This is a genomic window from Thermoanaerobacter ethanolicus JW 200 (assembly GCF_003722315.1).
GTDB classification, from domain to species: Bacteria; Bacillota; Thermoanaerobacteria; order Thermoanaerobacterales; family Thermoanaerobacteraceae; genus Thermoanaerobacter; species Thermoanaerobacter ethanolicus.
Map to the genome: position 1 here is coordinate 2012501 of NZ_CP033580.1, position 19646 is coordinate 2032146.

18 protein-coding genes and 2 pseudogenes (1 of these 20 cut by a window edge) are annotated in these 19646 nt (G+C 32.5%); 1 reads left to right on the forward strand and 19 read right to left on the reverse strand.

Going from position 1 to position 19646, the window contains the following annotated elements:
* The 7 genes from pyrE to pyrR form a co-directional block, all read right to left on the reverse strand.
* A protein-coding gene (gene pyrE / locus EB239_RS10145) for an orotate phosphoribosyltransferase (RefSeq protein ID WP_042835423.1) crosses the window boundary here: on the reverse strand, positions 1–379 show its 5' portion. 194 nt of this gene lie to the left of the window's left edge; 379 of the gene's 573 nt are visible here — the first part of the coding sequence; it begins with the start codon at positions 377–379; its stop codon lies off the left edge, out of view.
* Between the two features lie 13 nt (positions 380–392).
* Positions 393–1301: a dihydroorotate dehydrogenase gene (locus tag EB239_RS10150; protein WP_003869569.1), complete on the reverse strand. Its 909-nt coding sequence runs from the start codon at positions 1299–1301 to the stop codon at positions 393–395.
* Complete coding sequence (locus tag EB239_RS10155) at positions 1298–2029, reverse strand: dihydroorotate dehydrogenase electron transfer subunit (protein WP_003869570.1); 732 nt, start codon at positions 2027–2029, stop codon at positions 1298–1300. The genes EB239_RS10150 and EB239_RS10155 overlap by 4 nt, the downstream gene beginning before the upstream one ends.
* Positions 2030–2037: 8 nt before the next feature.
* Positions 2038–2961: an orotidine-5'-phosphate decarboxylase gene (gene pyrF / locus EB239_RS10160; RefSeq protein ID WP_003869571.1), complete on the reverse strand. Its 924-nt coding sequence runs from the start codon at positions 2959–2961 to the stop codon at positions 2038–2040.
* A gap of 59 nt (positions 2962–3020) precedes the next feature.
* Entirely contained in the window at positions 3021–4316 is a 1296-nt protein-coding gene (locus EB239_RS10165; RefSeq protein WP_003869572.1) for a dihydroorotase, read from the reverse strand.
* 1 nt (position 4317) lies between these two features.
* Positions 4318–5232, reverse strand: coding sequence for an aspartate carbamoyltransferase catalytic subunit (locus EB239_RS10170; RefSeq protein WP_003869573.1), 915 nt, complete (start codon positions 5230–5232; stop codon positions 4318–4320).
* Positions 5233–5437: 205 nt separating this feature from the next.
* Positions 5438–5974: a bifunctional pyr operon transcriptional regulator/uracil phosphoribosyltransferase PyrR gene (gene pyrR, locus EB239_RS10175; protein ID WP_003869574.1), complete on the reverse strand. Its 537-nt coding sequence runs from the start codon at positions 5972–5974 to the stop codon at positions 5438–5440.
* Between the two features lie 216 nt (positions 5975–6190).
* Between pyrR and EB239_RS10180 the strand changes: the two genes are divergently transcribed.
* A complete protein-coding gene (locus tag EB239_RS10180; protein WP_003869575.1) occupies positions 6191–7186 on the forward strand; it encodes an AIR synthase family protein in 996 nt (331 codons plus the stop codon).
* A gap of 8 nt (positions 7187–7194) precedes the next feature.
* Here the strand turns inward: EB239_RS10180 and EB239_RS10185 are convergent, their stop codons facing one another.
* From EB239_RS10185 to EB239_RS10225, 12 genes and pseudogenes are all read right to left on the reverse strand, one after another.
* Positions 7195–8112, reverse strand: a complete 918-nt coding sequence (locus EB239_RS10185) for an RluA family pseudouridine synthase (RefSeq protein ID WP_003869576.1) — start codon at positions 8110–8112, stop codon at positions 7195–7197.
* 4 nt (positions 8113–8116) lie between these two features.
* Positions 8117–8551 carry a signal peptidase II gene (gene lspA / locus EB239_RS10190; protein WP_003869577.1) on the reverse strand — a complete coding sequence of 145 codons (435 nt, stop codon included), beginning with the start codon at positions 8549–8551 and terminating at the stop codon, positions 8117–8119.
* Positions 8552–8819: 268 nt separating this feature from the next.
* Positions 8820–9377 carry a GNAT family N-acetyltransferase gene (locus EB239_RS10195; protein ID WP_003869578.1) on the reverse strand — a complete coding sequence of 186 codons (558 nt, stop codon included), beginning with the start codon at positions 9375–9377 and terminating at the stop codon, positions 8820–8822.
* 44 nt (positions 9378–9421) lie between these two features.
* Positions 9422–10095: pseudogene (locus EB239_RS10200) on the reverse strand (M48 family metallopeptidase).
* A 51-nt stretch (positions 10096–10146) separates the two neighbouring features.
* A complete protein-coding gene (locus EB239_RS10205; protein ID WP_404815214.1) occupies positions 10147–11601 on the reverse strand; it encodes a nuclease domain-containing protein in 1455 nt (484 codons plus the stop codon).
* Positions 11599–12629, reverse strand: a pseudogene (locus tag EB239_RS15000) (DUF2357 domain-containing protein); the annotation flags it as partial. The gene EB239_RS10205 and the pseudogene EB239_RS15000, both read right to left, overlap by 3 nt.
* The gene (locus EB239_RS15005; protein ID WP_003869583.1) at positions 12595–12933 is read right to left on the reverse strand and encodes a hypothetical protein; all 339 of its coding nucleotides are present in this window, start codon (positions 12931–12933) and stop codon (positions 12595–12597) included. The gene EB239_RS15005 and the pseudogene EB239_RS15000, both read right to left, overlap by 35 nt.
* 11 nt (positions 12934–12944) lie before the next feature.
* The gene (locus EB239_RS15010; protein ID WP_003869584.1) at positions 12945–13625 is read right to left on the reverse strand and encodes an McrB family protein; all 681 of its coding nucleotides are present in this window, start codon (positions 13623–13625) and stop codon (positions 12945–12947) included.
* Between the two features lie 37 nt (positions 13626–13662).
* Complete coding sequence (locus tag EB239_RS15015) at positions 13663–14046, reverse strand: hypothetical protein (protein ID WP_003869585.1); 384 nt, start codon at positions 14044–14046, stop codon at positions 13663–13665.
* Between the two features lie 259 nt (positions 14047–14305).
* Positions 14306–15013, reverse strand: coding sequence for a hypothetical protein (locus EB239_RS10215; RefSeq protein ID WP_003869587.1), 708 nt, complete (start codon positions 15011–15013; stop codon positions 14306–14308).
* Between the two features lie 18 nt (positions 15014–15031).
* Entirely contained in the window at positions 15032–16954 is a 1923-nt protein-coding gene (gene pglZ, locus EB239_RS10220) for a BREX-3 system phosphatase PglZ (protein WP_003869588.1), read from the reverse strand.
* A gap of 6 nt (positions 16955–16960) precedes the next feature.
* Positions 16961–19645 (reverse strand): DEAD/DEAH box helicase, encoded by a 2685-nt coding sequence (locus EB239_RS10225; RefSeq protein ID WP_003869589.1) that lies wholly within the window; start codon positions 19643–19645, stop codon positions 16961–16963.
* Position 19646: the final 1 nt, after the last annotated feature.

The window sequence follows — 19646 nt, forward strand, 5'->3', positions numbered from 1 at the left end:
TAACTTCTTTTACGGAGCCACCTGTTGTCACTACATCTTCTACTACAAGCACATTTTCTCCTTCTTTGATTTCAAACCCTCTTCTTAGCTTCATCACTCCTTCTTCTCTTTCTGCAAAAAGAGCTTTTGCTCCAACTTGACGAGCAACTTCATAGGCCAATATAATTCCTCCAATTGCAGGCCCTATTACAACATCTATTTCGTGGCCTTTAAATTTTAATGCCAATTCTTTACTAAAAATTTCGCTGTATTTAGGATATTGAAATATTTTCGCACACTGCAAATAGGTATTGCTGTGTTTTCCAGATGTCAATAAAAAATGTCCTTTGTTAATTACTCCTAGCTTTCTAAAAATCTCTAAGACTTCTTCTTTTTCCATTTTCTCATCCCCTTTAATCAACCTTTAAAGAACCTATAATCTCATTTATGTCCTCTATATTGTTTAAAACCATGTACTGTTTTATTCCCTCAATAACCTCTACTGTACAATAAGGATTTACAAAATTACAAGTGCCAATTGCCACTGCCTTCGCCCCCGCAATCATAAACTCTAATGCATCTTTAAATGAACTTATACCGCCCATACCTATAACAGGAATTTTCACGGCTCTCGCTGCCTCATACACCATCCTAAGGGCAATAGGCTTTATAGCAGGTCCAGACAAACCCGCAATCACGTTCTTAAAAACAGGGGTTCTTGTATCAATATTTATAGCCATTCCTGCAATTGTATTAATTAAAGATACAGCATCTGCTCCTCCATCTTCTGCTGCTTTAGCACAAACCCCAATATCCGTCACATTTGGTGTTAATTTTACAATAACAGTTTTTTGTGTAACTTTTTTTACTTCTTTTGTTATATTAAATATATCCTCAGGATTTATTCCAAAAGCCATACCACCTTTTTTCACATTTGGACAGGAGACATTTATTTCAATTCCATCAACACCATCTATATCAAGCTTCTTTGCCATGTAAGCAAATTCCTCAATGGTTTCTCCTGCAATATTCGCTATTACAGCAACATCATAATCTCTTAAAAAAGGCAGCTCTTTCTCAATGAAAGCATCTACACCCGGATTTTGAAGCCCTACACTGTTTAGCATTCCACAAGGAGTTTCATAAACTCGTGGAGGTGGATTACCTTCTTTAGGTTTTATTGTAAGTCCTTTTACAACTATCGCTCCTAATTTATTTAAATCAATATATTCTCCGTACTCTCTTCCAAACCCAAAAGTACCTGAAGCTGTCATCACCGGATTTTTTAACTTAAGTCCCCCAACTTCAACTTGTAAATTCAAAACTCCACCTCCTCTGCCCAAAAGACGGGACCATCTTTGCACACTCTTTTGTACTCAAAACCACCATCTTTTTTCACTTTGCAAGCGCATACAAGACAAGCTCCTATGCCACAAGCCATCCTTTCTTCTACAGATATTTGACAAGGAATGTTATTTTTAAGAGAAATATCTTGTAATATCTTTAGCATAGGTTTTGGTCCACAGCCATATATTATGTCAATCTTATCAATTATATCTTCAATTCCTTGTGTCACCATTCCTTTTTTCCCAAAACTTCCGTCCTCTGTCGTGACAATAACTTCTCCTAAATTTTTAAACTCCTCCACAAGAAAAATTTCACTTTTAAATCCCAACGCAATATACAAATTTTTTGCTTTGATTTTTTTAGCAAGGTATAGAAGGGGAGGAATGCCTATTCCCCCTCCTACTATTAACACATTTTTGTCCTCATATAGTTCAAAACCATGTCCGTGAGGACCTGTTACTTCAATTGTATCTCCTTTTTTCATTTCGGATAAATTTTTAGTACCTTCCCCTTTAACCTGATATACAATTGTCATTGATTTGTCATCAACAGAGCATACGCTTATAGGCCTTTTTAGAAAAGTCTTGCCTTTGCAGTCTACCATTACAAATTGGCCTGGAGAAGGTATTCCCCCCTTCCACTCATATACCAATTTATAAATGCCACTGGCTATCTTTTCATTAGACAATATCTTGGTCTTCATCTTTCACCTCAACAAGCGATGTATTTTCTTTTAACAAGCCCATTGTTAATCATACCTGTCATAAGAATTACTTCTGCTCTCGCCGCTTGTGCATACTCATATTCAGAATATACATCTTTCCAGTAAGGACTTTGATATGCATAGATAACGCTCCGGGAAGAATTTATTATCGCGCCAAGTCCATTCTCATCAAAACAATCCATTATATCTTCAACAGTCCCTCCTTGTGCCCCATAGCCTGGCACTAGAAAGAAACAATTTGGCATTTCCTTTCTTAGCACTTTTGCCTCCTCTGGATAAGTTGCACCTACTACTGCACCTATAGAACTATAGCCATATTTCCCAACTGCTGACTTTGAAATTTTATTTATTATTTTAGCAACTCGTTGATAGACGTATTCTCCTGTTGCAGTTTTTATATCCTGTATATCTTTAGAACCTTTATTTGAAGTTTTGACAAGTGCAAATATACCCTTATTGTATTTGATCGCATCTTCTACGTAAGGGATTATAGTATCTTCACCCATGTAAGGATTTACAGTAATCGCATCAAACAACTGGTTTTGCATATATGCTTTTGAATACATTTTTGCCACCTCTTGTATATCTCCTCTTTTAACATCCGCTATTACCATAAGCCCTAAATTTTTAGCGTATTCAGCAGTTTTGAAAAAAGCTTTAAATCCTTCTATCCCATAAGCTTCATAAAAAGCAACTTGGATTTTGACCGCAGGCACAACATCGTAGACTGCATCTATTATACCTTTGTTAAAAAGGTATAAAGCTTCAGATATGCCTTCAATATTTTCTCCTTTTCTCTTAAAAGCAACGTCTTTTATAAATTGTGGAGTTTTTTCAATTCTGGGGTCAAGCCCCACTACAACAGGGCTTTTCTTAGCTTTTATACTCTCAATTAATTTATCAATAAACATCTACACCATCCTCTTATTGAAAATTTATTCATTTTATCGCATAAATATTCCTTTATTAATTATACCTCAATTTTTTCAATTTTTCTATCCCTTGCATATTTTATTTGACCTTCAACTATTGTGTATTCCACAACTCCTTTTAGCTTCATACCATGGAAAGGTGTGTTTTTCCCTTTTGATTTAAATTTATCTTTGTCAACTACATACTCTTCATAAGGGTCTACAATTACAATATCCGCTGTCTTGCCAACCTTTATTCCACTGGATATACCCAGTATATTTGCAGGATTTATGCTCATGTATTTGACCAAATCTTTCATGTTTATTTTACCTTTTTGTACAAGGAAAGTATTTATTACCGAAAAGGCTGTTTCTAAGCCTGATATTCCAAAAGCAGCCATGTCGTAAGGTACTTTTTTGTCATCCTTAGTGTGAGGGGCATGGTCTGTCGAAATTGCATCTATTGTGCCATCTTTCAATCCTTCTATTAATGCTTCTATATCCTCTCTTGTCCTTAAGGGTGGATAAGCTTTTGTGTTTGTATCGTAATTGTAGACTGCTTCATCTGTCAAGGTAAGATTGTGAGGAGTCACTTCAGCAGTTATTTTCACTCCCTTTTCTTTCGCTTCTCTTATAAGTTCGACACTTCCCTTTGTTGAGATATGTGCGATGTGAAGCCTTACACCAATTGACTTTGCAAGTATAATATTTCTTGCAAGCATGACTTCTTCTGCTTCTCTTGGTATGCCTTTTAATCCTATCATTGTGGAAATTACTCCGCTATTCATTACACCTTCGCCACTTAATGTTTTGTCTTCACAGTGAGTTATCATGAGTAAGTCATACATTTTTCCATATGTCATTATCCTCTTCATAAGCCCTGCACTCATTATTGGAAAACCGTCATCAGATAAGGCAACAGCCCCTGCTTTTTTAAGTTTTGCCATCTCGGTTATCTCTTCACCTTTCATTCCCTTTGTCATAGCTCCTATAGGCAGTACTTTTACAACTCCTTCTCTTTGCGCAATGCTTTTTACATATTCTACTACTATTTCATTGTCTATAGGAGGATTTGTATTTGGCATGCAGGCAACAGTAGTGTAACCTCCTGCTGCTGCAGCCTCTGTCCCTGTTTTAATAGTCTCTTTCTCTTCAAATCCCGGCTGCCTTAAATGGGTGTGTATATCCACAAAACCTGGGAGTACATATTTACCTGTCGCATCAATTACTACTGCGTCAGAAATTTCTATATTTTTATCTATCGCCTTTATTATTCCATAGTTTATTAATATATCCGCTTTAACTTCACTTCCAAACCCATCTATTACAGTACCGTTTTTTATAATCATCCTCATTTTAATTTCTCCTTTCACAAAGTATTTTTAAAAGTGCCATCCTGACAGCGACACCATTCGTTACCTGTTCTTCTATGACAGAATACTCAGCATTTGCTGCTTCTGAAGTAACTTCAACATTTCTGTTTATAGGTCCTGGATGCATCAATATCGCATCAGCTTTTGCAAGTTTCATTCTCTCTTTATTTATCCCAAAATATTCTCTGTATTCGTCAATTGATGGGAATAGTCCACTTTTTTGCCTTTCCAATTGAATTCTTAGTCCCATCACTACATCCGCATCCTTTATAGCTTCTTCTACATTGTAGTAAGCTTTAACTCCCATCTTTTCTATTTGGGGTGGCATCAAGGTGGAAGGGCCTGCAACTCTCACTTCCGCCCCCATCTTTTTAAGTCCCCATATATTTGACCGTGCAACTCTACTGTGCATAATGTCTCCTATTATCGCCACTTTTAATCCTTCAAAGCTTTTTTTCTTTTCTCTGATTGTCATCATGTCCAACAAGGCTTGGGTGGGATGTTCATTTATACCATCTCCTGCGTTTATGATAGAGGCATCTGTGTATTTTGCCATAAGATGCGGCGCTCCACTCATGTTGTGCCTTGTTATTATCACATCCGCCTTCATCATCTCAACAGTCCTTATGGTGTCTATTAAAGACTCCCCTTTAGCAACACTGCTGGTTGCCACTTCTATATTGCCGTAATGAGCGCCTAAATACTTTGCTGCCATCTCAAAAGATAGTCTTGTCCTCGTGCTAGGTTCGAAAAAAATCGTCACAATTGTCTTTCCCTTTAGTATCTGTGAATATTTTTCTCCATTTAGAATTTTTTTCATCTCCTTTGCAGTGTCTAAAACTTCCAGTATTTCTTCTTTCGATAAATCCTTAATACCTAACAGATCTTTTCTATTCACATTACCTTCCTCCTTTTAAAAAAAGAGTAGTAACCACATCACAACAATGTGAAATGGTACTACTCTTTTTGTATAAAATATTCTTTTCTGTTAAAATTAGGGTTTCAAATTTTGGCATAAAAAATCCTCCCTTTTTAGAGTTTAATACTCCGGGAGAATATCTATCATTCTCCCTTTTTAGCCTCGCTGGGCTAAATTAAAGGTGCTACTTTTCAGTTATTACCACTCTGTTGACTTTGTCTACTTCCTCCAACATCACATTTACTATTTCATTTTTTGATGTTGGAACATTTTTACCTACATAATCTGGCTTTATCGGCAATTCCCTGTGCCCTCTGTCTATTAATTCTGCCAGCTGTATTGCCTTAGGCCTCCCTAAATCGATAATTGCATCCATAGCAGCCCTTGTAGTCCTTCCTGTGTATATCACGTCGTCCACTAACACCACTATTTTACCTACCACATCCACACCTATATCTTTTTTCTTGACTACAGGCTGTTCAAGGTCTGTGGTAAGGTCATCACGGTATAGGGTGATATCCAATGACCCTACTGGAGGCTTTTTCCCTTCAATTCGCGATATATACTTCGCTATTCTTTCTGCTAAAGGCACTCCTCTTGTCTTAATGCCTACCAAAACCACATCTTCAATGCCTTTATTCCTTTCCACAATCTCATGGGCTATTCTTATCAAGGCTCTGTCTATGGCTTTTTCATCCATTATCTCTGCTTTTATCTTCAACTTCACAACCTCCACAAAAAAACTTCTTGCACTGACAAGAAGTTTTTTATGCTACATTATGGTAACCTTGCCAGCCTCACAGGACTGCTTAAAGGACTTCGTTTTCTATATATTATCACATTCTTTTCAACTTGTCTATAGGGAATATTTAAAAAAAATAAAAATTGTGCTAAGATGTTAGTATTGACACCAATATTAAAAGAAGGATGTGACAAAATGGAAGTAGGAAAAGTACCTGTAGAAATACTAAAAAGAAGTGTTTTCCCTTATCTTGGCGCTAAAAGAAAAGAAGTTTTAGTCCACTCTCAGCTTGGAGAAGACAGTAGCATAATCGATTTCGGCGAATACGTGGCGGTCCTTTCAACAGACCCCATAACAGCATCAGAGAAATTAAGCGGCTTTTTATCTGTCATAATATCCTGTAATGATTTAGCTTCTTGTGGCGCAAAGCCAATTGGAATATTATCAACTATACTACTGCCCGAATGCAGTGATGAATCTGTACTCCATAATTTAATGGAAGAAATAGATAAAGCAGCAAAAAAGCTCAACATAGAAGTTTTAGGAGGCCACACAGAAATAACCTCTACAGTAAACAAGCCTATTATAAGCACAACAGCAATTGGCATGGCTAAAAAAGGTGAGTACATAACCACAAAAGGCGCAAAAATAGACGATGATGTCATAGTTACAAAAGCTTTAGGCCTTGAAGGCACAGCAATTTTAGCAACTGACTATGAAGATTTGCTGCTAAAGGGCTACGATAAAGATTTTATCTTAAAAGCACAAAGTTTTATAAACGAAATAAGTGTCATAGAAGAAGGACTTACTGCAGCACAAAATGGTGCAAATGCAATGCATGACATAACAGAAGGCGGAATATTGGGAGCAGCCTATGAAATTGCAGAAGCCTCTGGCCTTGGCATTGAAATATATGAGGAAAAATTGCCAGTACGCCATGAAACAAAAGAAATTTGCCGTTTTTTTGGCATAAACCCTTTAAAGCTCATATCCAGCGGTTCAATGATAATTACTGCCAGTGATGGAGATAAAATAATCAAATCTCTATCTGAAAAAGGAATACAAGCTACAATAATAGGTAAAATTATAAAAGAAGGGAAATATTTAATAACATCAAAAGGAAAAGAAGAGATAATTCCCCCTGAAAGAGACGAAATATACCTTGTAAATAAAGATAGGATTCGCACTTAATCCTATCTTTATCTATTTCTTAAAATCTCAATCAACCTTACAAAATACTCAGGAAGAGGAGCTTCAAACTCCATGTAAACTCCTTTTGTAGGATGCATAAATCCTAAAACACGTGAATGTAATGCCTGCCCTTCCAACTTAAACTTTTGCTTTTTAAAACCATATACTGGGTCCCCTACAACAGGATGACCAATATAAGCCATATGCACTCTTATCTGATGAGTCCTACCTGTCTTTATAACCGCCTCTATCAACGTATTTTCTTTAAAACGCTCCAAAACTTTGTACAATGTAAGAGCATATCTTCCATCCTCTATTACAGCCATCTTTTTTCTGTCAACAGGGTGCCTTCCTATAAGGGCCTCAATTTTCCCCTCTTCATGTTTTATAACTCCTTCTACAATAGCAACATATTTTTTAAAAACACTTCTCTCTTTTATTTGATTAGAAAGGCTTATGTGAGCTTTATCATTTTTGGCAACAACCATCACACCAGAAGTATCTTTATCAAGCCTGTGAACTATACCCGGCCTTAAAATGCCGTTAATTCCCGATAAATTTTTACAGTGGTAAAGAAGTGCATTAACAAGTGTACCGCTGTAATTACCCGGCGCCGGATGCACTACCATTCCCTGTGGCTTATTTATCACAATTATATCATCGTCTTCATAAAGAATATCCAAAGGTATATTTTCTGGCAGTACATCAATTTTCTCCGCCTCTGGGATATTTACAACAACCTCATCATTCTCTTTTACCTTATAACTGGGCTTTACCGTTTTACCATTTACAAAAACAAGCCCATCCACAATCAATTTTTTAATATAAGACCTTGTGTAATCTAACTCTGCCGCAAGAAAAACGTCTATTCTCTTTCCCTCATCCTCTTTTTCTCCTTGCAAAACTATCTTATCTACTATGTTCATCTTATCACGCCTTACCTTTAAAAATCATCAAATATCCTAATATAATTGCACCTATAACAATAAAAGAATCTGCAACATTAAAAACCGCAGGGAAAAATTTAAAATTAATAAAATCTACAACATACCCTAATCTCACTCTGTCAATGAGATTTCCAATAGCACCACCTAAAATCATAGCAAGTGTATAATTATACACACTATTCCCTGGCAGTTTAATCATAGAATAAATTAGCACAGCCCCTACAGTTACTGTTATAACTATAAAAAAAAGAGTCTTATTCTGAAGCATACCAAATGCCGCACCTTTATTTTCTACATAAGTAAGATGAAAAAAATTCTTTATAACAGGATAACTCCCTATAGGCATAAGATATTTCACTGCGAGATATTTTGTCACTTGGTCAAGGAAAACCACAAAAGCTACAATAACTATCGCCAATGCCAATTCCTCCTATGTATTCATTTGTTTTTGTAACCATATTGCTGTACGAATATATTATACAGGAAAATTACAAATTAAACTATAGCTTAATTTATAATTAAACCTTCTGCAAAATATTAATCTATGTCTGTAATGAATAATTAAAATTAAATATTTCCTTTAGACACAAAGAATATTCTAAATTTTATGCAAAACAAGCCATCCAATATAAGGCGCTTATTGCCTTAGATGGCTAAAAAAACTGATTAATTTTCTAGTCTATAATCTAATTATTTAATTCATACTCTCTTTTCAAAATAGAATACATCTTCATATCCCAAAATCTCCCTTTTATAAAAACTGTTTCTCTCAATATCCCTTCAAACTTCATACCAACTTTTTGCATTACTCTCTCAGAAGGTATATTTTCCACCTTGCACCTTGCCTGTATTCTATTAAGATTCAACTTTTCAAAACCAAACTCTATTACTTTTTTAACTGCCTCTGTCATAAATCCTTTATTCCAGTATTTTTTGCCAAGCACATACCCTATTTCTCCTGTCATATTCTTTTCATCAATAAATACATATCCACATGTTCCAATTAATTTGCCATTTTCTTTTAAATATAATCCCCAGTCTGAAGGCTCACTATTTGCATATTTTGACAACAAAAGATTAATAAACTTTACAGAATCCTCAATACTTTTATGATATTCCCATGATACATATTTTGTAACTTCTGGATCCCTTGCGTATTCAAACATGTCTTCCGCATCTTCTAAACTTATTTTCTTTAATATAAGCCTTGGAGTCTCAAGAATGGGTTGGTAAAATTTTGCCATATTTTTCACTTCCTGCCTTTAAAATATATACAATTAATTTTCACTTACAAATTCAACAAATAACCATTCTTCTTAAGCCAATCTTCCTGCTTTTTATAATCTGGCATTAACATCTTTACTTTTATCCAGAAATTCTTTCCATGATTTCTTTCTTCCAAGTGTGCAAGCTCATGCACAACAACATAGTCTATTACAGAAATAGGAGCCATTATAAGTCTCCATGAAAAATTTAAGTTTCCATTTGAAGAACAAGAACCCCACCTTTTTTGTGCAGACGTAATATTTATCTTATTGTATTTTAAATTACTCTTTTGTGCATACCACTTGACTCTTTCAGATATCTTCTTAAAAGCTTCTTTTTTATACCAATCAATAAAAACCTCTTTTGCTTTATTTAAAAAATCCCTTGAAAGATAAAAACCATCTTCAAGCTTAAGAGGAACCTCCTGATTATCTACTATATACAGCTTATAATACTTACCAAGATATAAAAACCCTTCCCCATTCACAAATTCCTTTTTTAAAGCTTTAGGATCCCTTGCCTCTATCTCTTTTTTTTCTTCTCAATCCACTTTGAATGCTTTTGTATCACATCAAAAATTGTCTTTTCATCTATGCCAAAAGGTGCTTTCACTATAAGAGTAGCATTATCTGTAATCTGGAGGGCTATTGTTTTCCTTTTTGAACGTATTATTTTCTCAATCTTTATGTCTACCATAATATCACTTCCTATAATGGTGATAAGATACTTAATTCTTTTTTAAATATACTACATCTTATTTCTTATCCTCTTTATAATTGCATTAGGTCTTTTTGAAAATTCTTCTATAGGTATTTTATCTCGTAAAATATCATCTTTATAGATATTATAATAACCCTCATTTATAAATATCGTTAAATTCCCTATTTTAAAGCCTGTTATTTTTGTATTTTCGTCAATCACTTTACTATTAATATTGACTTTTAAAAATTCTTCTTGATGCTCATACAACCTCTTAAGTTCCAAATAAAGTCTATAGTCTTCTTTTGTTTTTATACAAAGTTCTGATACGTTTTTTGCATTCTTAAGAAGAAACAAATTAGTATATATACGATTTGTAACTCCAAAAGGACCACAAGTAATAGGTCTTTCAAGCTTTTTCCATTCTTCTATTTCAAATTTTACATATAACTCATCAGAATCCTTTGGTATTTCTTTTATATCTTTCCTTTTTACTATTTCAAAACCTTTTATCCTCCCATAATAGTGTATCCCAGCTTCTTTATCAAATTTTTTGATTGACTGGTATATCGCAACATATTTAAACTTCATACCGCTAGACTTAATATTTTTATAAGGTATATGATAAAAATTATATTTGAGATTTATATCAAGCTGCTCTTTACTTGACAACGGAGCAACAAGTACTTCTTTATCATCAAACTTTACTTGATCAATGTATTCATATGTACCACCTTGAAAAACTGAATCTTCAAAAGCTGACTCAAAAGAATTATTTATAAGGTCATCTATGAATTTCTCAACAAGCTTAGTAGAACCAGGTAAAAATGGCAGTCCTCCCACATTAACTTTTTCAATACTTTTATAAAAATGATGTTCTTTATATTTTTCTTCGTCAGAATATGGAAACAATACAAAAGCCCCGAAAACCATTCTCTCAAAATTTTTATTATTTTTATTTTCATACACAATGGCATCACGGTATCTATGCATAGTGTTTATATCCTCTTCTTCCGGACCTGGAGAACGATATTTATTATAATAATCTGTATCAACAACTGCAGGATTTATTTTGTATTTTGCATCAAGTACATATTTAAATATAGTATTTGATCCAACTTTACTCAACGATAATATACTATCAGGCATTTGAGGTGTAGTTGGGATATTATCATATTTAAATTTCTTATTGTACACTAGGGAATATATCTCCCCATTTTTTGGATTTTGATATTCAACACGAGTCTCCTCGCCTTTTGTCAAAGTAACAGTAAGTCCTCGATTATTAAATTTAATAATACCTTGCTTTACAAGATTATATTTTTCTCTCAATATTGAATTAAGTTTGATAAAACACCAATATTCATATAATATAGCCAAATCTTTCATAGATATTTTAAAAATGTATTCCCTTATCATAAGTCCCTTTAAAAGCATAATATAATATTTATAAACATCCTTGTATCCTGGCGCCATATTAAGCACAAGGGAAAGTGAATTCATAGTATATATATCTCCAACATCTTTCAAAAAACTGTAATTTAAATGCCTTCCAAGCTTATATATCATTGCTTCAATGCTTTTTTTAATATTTTCATCAACAATACTTGATTCTTTTTCATAATTTTTCTTAACTAAATTAAGCTTTTTTATTATAGATTTTATAATGTATTTTACCAATCTGTTTTCATAGGTATCATAGGTAACAGAACTCTTTACAGAGCAAACTTTCTCAACTATTATTTTTCCATCGATGTTCTTCACATATTGAGGATGCTTGTTAATCCATTTTATTCCCTCTCTGTCAACCCTTTTTGCAGTATAATATTTGAGTATTTCCCTATCTTTTTTAATACATGATGGGGCATATTTAGCACAATCATGATCGATTTATTTAACTTATCAAACACTTGATTTATAATCGCAAAAAATTCAGTGAGGCTGTTTCCTACATTGTTTTTAGTCATGCTATAAAAGTATGTCCTTTTATAAAAATCAAATATAAGGTTGTATAATTCATTGTTAATATCTTGTAAAAGAGCATAATAATCCTTTTGATAGTCAATTTTAGAAGGAAAAACCTCAATAGTTACCTTTAGATATTCTCGATTATTCACTAGCATAATAAGCTCTGAATATCCAATATCATTTTTAAAATTAATAATACCTGATAATACTCTTTTGGAAGCACCTACAAAACGTACTTTGTTCCTAATATTTATATTCTCATGCCAAAATGACACCTCATCATCAGTTTTTTTCTCAATCACAATTTCATAATTTTGCTGTTCATAAAAAAGAGGATAACTATCCCCCGTATATGACACCAACTTATCCTCTATTGGCGAATAAATTTTAGCAGTATATTCTGTACACGAGATATATATTTTTGCCCTTACGTTTTCATTGATATTTAAAGCTCCAACATTAGGATGATAGGGATTGCCTTTTATTGAAAAATCAAATTTCGGAGTAGATATATAAAGCAGGTCAACATCAGAGCCAGTATGACGTAAATCCATCTTCTTCATATCTCCTTACCATATAAATAATTTTTTCTGCTGACCCTGGATATACACAATTATCCATATCTTTAAGCATCTTATCACTAACATCCATATCCTCATAATCATACTTGGCTTCATAATTGCCAGAACATATTTTAAATAATTCGACAAGTATTTTCTTTATACTGATACTGCTTCCGTGTATCCTGGGCAAAATCTTTTGCAATATTTCTAAATCCATCGCTTCATCAAAATCCATTAAACCATTTAACTCATTGTATATCATATAAAAACTTATTTCATCTCTCACCCTATAACCAAAATGCAAATTTCCTTCTCTTAGAACATCATTAATTTTTTTAAAACCAAAATCACATCATCAATAATTTCCCTATAATCAAGACAATCATTTAATGTTAAAAATTCATTCTTCAAAAAACTATTGTTTAATACTTTTTCAGTAATTTCTTCGATATCTCCAACAAAATAATCGAGGTTTACATCAGAAAACTCAATAACATTTGCTCTATCAAGCACTTTTTTGCTAAAGGGAAACGTAGTCTCATCCATATTAACAGTGCCAATGAAATATAAATTTTCAGGTATGTACAAATTGCCATATTCATGGAAAGAATTTTCATCTAACAGTTCTTTGTTCAAAAGGGGATCTGTAACAATTCTATCGCCATCCTTTTTTCGTGACTCTATAATTGAAAGAATATCGCTGAAATAATACTCTACACGTGCAAGGTTCATTTCATCCAATACAAAAAAGTAAGGTCTATTTATATCGTTTATAGCCTTTTTTATAAAATTTGTTAAAACACCAGGATGAAATTTATTATGCATATCTTTGTAACCTAATAATTCCGTAGAATCTGACCAGTCGGGTCTTACAGGTACCAACATAAATCGTCCATTCTTGGTATTGCAACCGATAGCCTCCGCAAAAAGTCTTGCAAGTTTGCTTTTCCCTGTACCTGAAATACCAGCAAGAATTAAAAATGGCTTTGACTTCAAGGATAAATAAAAATTTTCTATTAACTTATCATTGTAGCTAAACCCATGATTTTTTATGTAACTTTTTTATGTAATCAAGTTCATCTTTGACGTTATACACTATTTCATTAGTATTTACTTTATCATAAGCTACTTCTTTATTTATTACTTCCAAATTAACTATATTTTTCTCATAATTTTTAAAAAAATATGATCGAGGAGTCCTTTCTGAAACATACATTGGATTTACACGATTAGCATAGCTTACACTACCAAACTCTGTACCAAAGCGATAAAGGTTAGCTCTTTCAAAAGTATCATCTTCCAATTTAATCATTGAACTTAATTCAACACCAGCAACACATCTATTTATATCTTTTCTATAATATTCCGGAATCAAATCAAGATAAATACTGTTTTTCATTTCTTCTCTATCTATCATTTTTGTAATTAGTCCTACAGCCGTTATTCGACCTTGTGTATAAAAAAAGGCTTTAGTTTCAATACCTTTTTTTATTTGTTCATTTATAAGTTTAATTTTTCCTCTATCTATTCCAGGACTACCATCACTAGGTTTTATTATACCCCATATAACTTTACCTTTTTCTTTAATAACATCCTCATGTTCTTTAATTGTATCAACTCTATATCGTTATATTTCAATACAATGTGTATATCGCTCATATTCATCCCTTCCTATCCTAAATAACAATTACCGTATTATCCCCCATTTTATTCACATTTAAAACCGGTGAATCATAAAAATCCCCTAACTCAAAAGACAATTCAAATGGAAATATTACATACAATTTATCAATTTCAGCGTAACTTATGAATGACTTCTTATTTGACTTAAGATATACTTCCAAAAATAAAAGTTTCAATTCTTTATTCTTTATTTCAATCGTGTTAGCTTTCTTATATATACCTGGTTTTTGTGCTTTTGATAAAACTCCCCATTCTACCATTGAAGAGATTATTTTATCCGTACTAAATTTAACTGTACTTCTTTCTCCCCATATTTCAAATATTCTCTGTCTTACAGTATCTAACTTAAACTCTTCTTGAATACTCAATAACTTACCTATAACAGTGCTAATATCACTAAATAAAGGAAAAGCTGATATAAGCATAAACCAATGAATAAACTTTTTTTCTCCTTCAGACACCTTATCAAATAATACCACTGCTTTGTCTCTCACATATTTAAATTCCTCAGGAACATCTACCCAACTGCTTATTAAAATATCTATACTTTTTCTTCTATTTTCCTTACTTTTAACTTCACTAATTAGAAAATCATCTAACCCTTTTTTTATCTTAGAAACCTCCTGCTCATTTTTATAAAATTCTACAACTTTATCAAGCCATTCAAGTTTTATTCTTCTAGCAAAACCTACTTTTTTCATCCTATTTTCTCCCTCTCCTTAAATATGACTTATGTGCACAAATGGAACTATAACTTCTTCAATTGAAATACCACCGTGACTTATCATCTGTTCTCCTTGAGCACCAAAAGCATTATTTTCTTTACATATTATAAAATTGTATTCCTTAGGAAGACCAAAACCAATCCATTTAAAAGATTTATCATCATATAAACTTCTCCCATAATCTATTCCACTCTCATATATCCTTACCCTTTCTCCAGCTTTTTCAACAAGAAGCCCTTCATTTAATTTCCCTTTGCCTATTGATGCAATATTTCCGTGATCTGAAGCTATAAAAATCTCATATCCTTTAGAAATCAATTTTTTTAAAAAATCCTCCACCCTACTCTTTTCAAGCCATAACTGTATGTTTTGATATAATCCTTCAACTGATAAAATCGCACTATGTATTAGTTCATCTATAATATTGACAACAATACCTACTATCTTCGCATTACGGTTATTTATTATATCATTTATTTCTCTTTTATTGAACTCCATAACATTTCTTATGTAAAAAACATCATCACCTTTATATCCTTGATTCATCCAAAACCTTTTCCATCGTTTTTCTTCGTAATTTGTAGAAAAAATCGTATCTTTAAAATATAAAGGTATATCACCAGAGAAAATTGCCTGCCTTGAAATGGATGTCAAAGTTGGGATCCATGCAAAAGACTTTTTCTCTTCAATATTCCACAGAGCATTTTTATTCAAATATCTTTTTATCAAATACCAATTATCTACCGACATACCATCGAAAACTAAAAGTGCTACCCTATCATATTTTTGTTTTTTCATAATATAATTCAAATACCATGGAATTTGATGAACCATTACAGGTCCATTTACATAAGAAATTGAAGTAAGATTGCTATAATTCAAAACAACCCATTCCATAAAACTGTTTTCAATCAACTTACTTATCTCATTAAATTCATTCTCATTTAAAGCAAGTTTTTTACTATAAAAAATGTTCAAAACCTCTGCCCATAAAGAAGACAAATTCATCCAATCCTTATACGACTTACTAAAACTCAACAACTCCTTTATTTTTTCTATCATTTTTCTATATTCTTTCAAATACCTTTCATTCTCATCATACAAAATTCCAACATATGTCCATTTGGGAAGCCTTTCAATATTTTCCACTTCTATAGGTTCAATATATTTTTCATAAAAAATATTATCAAGATATGCCCTAATATCATAGTCACTAAAATCAATTTTGGCATTATGCGTCCCTTCTATTAAATCATTGATATAATTCTTCCATTGTACCCTTACAAATCTAAAAAATCTATCCTTTCCTGATAAAATTTCATTTAAAGGTACATCTTTTAAATTCTCTTTCTGCCTTAATTTATACTCCAAATAATCAGAAAGCACCTTAGGTAGCTCAATATTTTTGTAATACAGTCGTAAAAATGCCTTTACAAGCTCATTTAAATTATTTATGTGCTCTGGAATAATTCCAAAAACAGCCTTCATCACATAATCTTTTGTCCCATTTTCCCCCAACACATTTCCATCGTATAACTGATATGCCTCATAAATTTTCCCCAAAAAGTCCGTACCCAATTCTTTTAAAACAGCATAATCAAGTTTTGGGAAAATTTCTTTCAATGATATGGACACATGATGAAAAACTGTCTGTATATCATAAGGAATTTCATTTATTTCTTTACACTTAAGTATAAATTTCTTATTGGGTTCTACAAAAGAATCATAAAATTTTCTATAGTTCAATTCATAATAAAACCTAAAACTATCCGGTTCCTGATAATTATATACCTCATATTCATCCTTATGCAGCATCTCTATAATGCTTTCTTCATTTAAAATGTCATCTTTATCCTCTAACAATATAAGATTAGAACCTTCTAAAGATAATTTATCTCTGATATAATCCTTAATCATATAGACTCACTCCAAATACACAATGTACAAAGGCTTTAACATAGGCAATATATCCATAGACTTTTCAATTTCTTCTTTCCATCTTCTTTCCTCATTTTCTAATTCCACAAGTCTCCGACGCCTTACAGCCTCAAGTCCTATCCTTAAAATAGCTTCTTTTCTTAACTTAAAAGCGTATTCATATCGCTCTTTTTCCTTAACTAAATTCTCAAAATAATTATTCTTTATTTTCTCAAAATAATCATAAGCCATATTCTTTGCAGTATCATGTATAAAATCATACATTTCCTCATCAATTGATTTATACCCCTTAAAAATTACTTCTTTTTCATTCTTCAAAAAAATATCCCATATCAGATTTGCAGAAGCAATTCTCACTTTTTTATCCTTGTTTAAAAAAACGGGGAATACATGTTTAAACTTCTCAGAATCTCCATTAATGCTAATTTCCCATAAAGACCAATATCCCTCTTCATTTGAAACATCTTTTAAATATAAAATCGGTATCTTGCTACTTTTTATATATACAGGCAAATTTTTTATCATATTTTTAATTTCTTCATTATTCAACGAAATCAAATTCTCATCCAACATATCAATAGAAATTTCTACCCCTTCAGCAGCCATTTTATTTATATACATATCCCTAATCCACTCATTAATCGGTAACCCACTAATTTTACTTACTATATTTAAATCAAGTTCCTTCTCTTCTCTCAACAATCCTTTTATCCTATTTATTTGCTCTGTCTTTTCCTTTATTTTATCTTCCATAATACTTACGTTATACTCTATACCTTCAGGCATCTCAATGCTTCTCATATAAAGCTCCGTAAAATCCATCTCTGACTGTACAGAATCAAGTATATCACCCATCTTATCAACACCAAACTGCTCATAAATCATTCTTAATTTTTCTTCCAGAACTTCCCTCACTCTAAATTCAATCGTATCCTCTAACATAAAATTTAAAACCAATACATCTCGTTCCTGCCCTATTCTATCAACTCTACCTATCCTCTGTTCTATTTTCATCGGATTCCATGGCAAGTCATAATTTATAACAATATTGCAAAATTGTAGATTTAAACCCTCTCCACCAGCATCAGTCGAAATCAAAACATCTTTGTAATTTTTAAACTCTTTCAATGAAGCATCTCTTTCTTCCATAGACATAGAACCATTTAATATAGCTACTTTATATCCTTTACTTTCAAGAAAATCCTTCAAATATTGCTGTGTAGCTAAAAATTCTGTAAAAACAATAAATTTTTGACTATTTTTATACTCCATTGAAAGCTGATCAATAAAATCTATAAGAACCTCTGCTTTTGCATCAATATATTGACTTTCAGCTTGCTTCGCCAATCTTAAAAGTTCCTCTAACTCATCTATTTCTTTTTTTATATCAATAGATTTTATTTTTAACAATTCATCTAATACCTTTTGTGCGTCATATTCAAAAAACATATCTTCTTCAATAGATTCTATTCCTACGACCTCATTTTTTAAAAACTCAAGCCTATTTTCCAAATTAACTTTTATAGCATGGGTACTGCTTGTAACTAACCTTTGCATAAGAACCATCAAAAACCCAATATAATATCTTTTTTCCTTTTTAGCTCTGTTATATCCTTCAGCTACATACTTCGTAACTTTCTCATAAAGTTCCCTTTGTAGGCTATGCTTCATGTTCCATGATATATTAACTGTCTTAGTTATCCTTTTCTTAAAAAGTGGATTACCATCTCTATCAACAGCTTCTCTTTTTTCCGTACGAATAATATATGGAGCAACTTGCTCTCTTACAATAGCTTTCTCATTAGGAAATGCCTCTTTATCAATAAGTCTCATAAGCCTCAAAAATGAATCTGTTTTCCCTTGATGAGGTGTTGCTGTCAATAATAAAAGATAAGGACTCGCTTTCGACAACTCAATTCCAAGTTTGTGCCTTGCTACATCACTGCTCGAACCTGCCAAGCGGTGAGCTTCATCTACAACGATTATATCCCATCCAGCCATAACGAGGTTTTCCATTCTTTCTTTATTAAATTCTTTAATGCGCTCCTTCGTCCACCCCTGTCTCTTTTCAACAGGTTTTACTGAATCCAATGAAGTTATAACTTGTGGAAACTTATCCCATATATTCCCCTCTCCATAAATTCTCTTCAAAACTTCAAAATCCTGAGGAAGTATAATTTTAAAATCTTCATTAAACTTTAATTCTAACTCATCATGCCATTGAGTTATAAGCCCTTTAGGACTTATAATCAAAATTCTTTTCACAAGCCCTCTTGCTTTAAGCTCTTTTATGATAAGTCCTGCCTCAATTGTTTTTCCCAAACCAACTTCATCTGCCAGAAGATATCTTACTGTACTCTTTGACAGTGCCCTGTTTAGCGCATATATTTGATGCGGCAGTGGTATAATACTGCCGCTTATCGAAGACAAAAAACCCTGAGCCAGTTCATTTGAAATGCGCGAAGCTATAATTACATATTTGAAATAATTTAAGTCAAACTCATTTTTCTTCTCTGTACTTACAAGTCTTTTATCTGACACAGTATAGGTCACCTTTTCAATCGGATCATATATGCTGTAAGAAACATACCCCCACAACTCAAATACATCAATTATTTTCATTGCTCTTTTTTTATCAATATCAAAAACCCAATCTCCAACTTTGAACAAA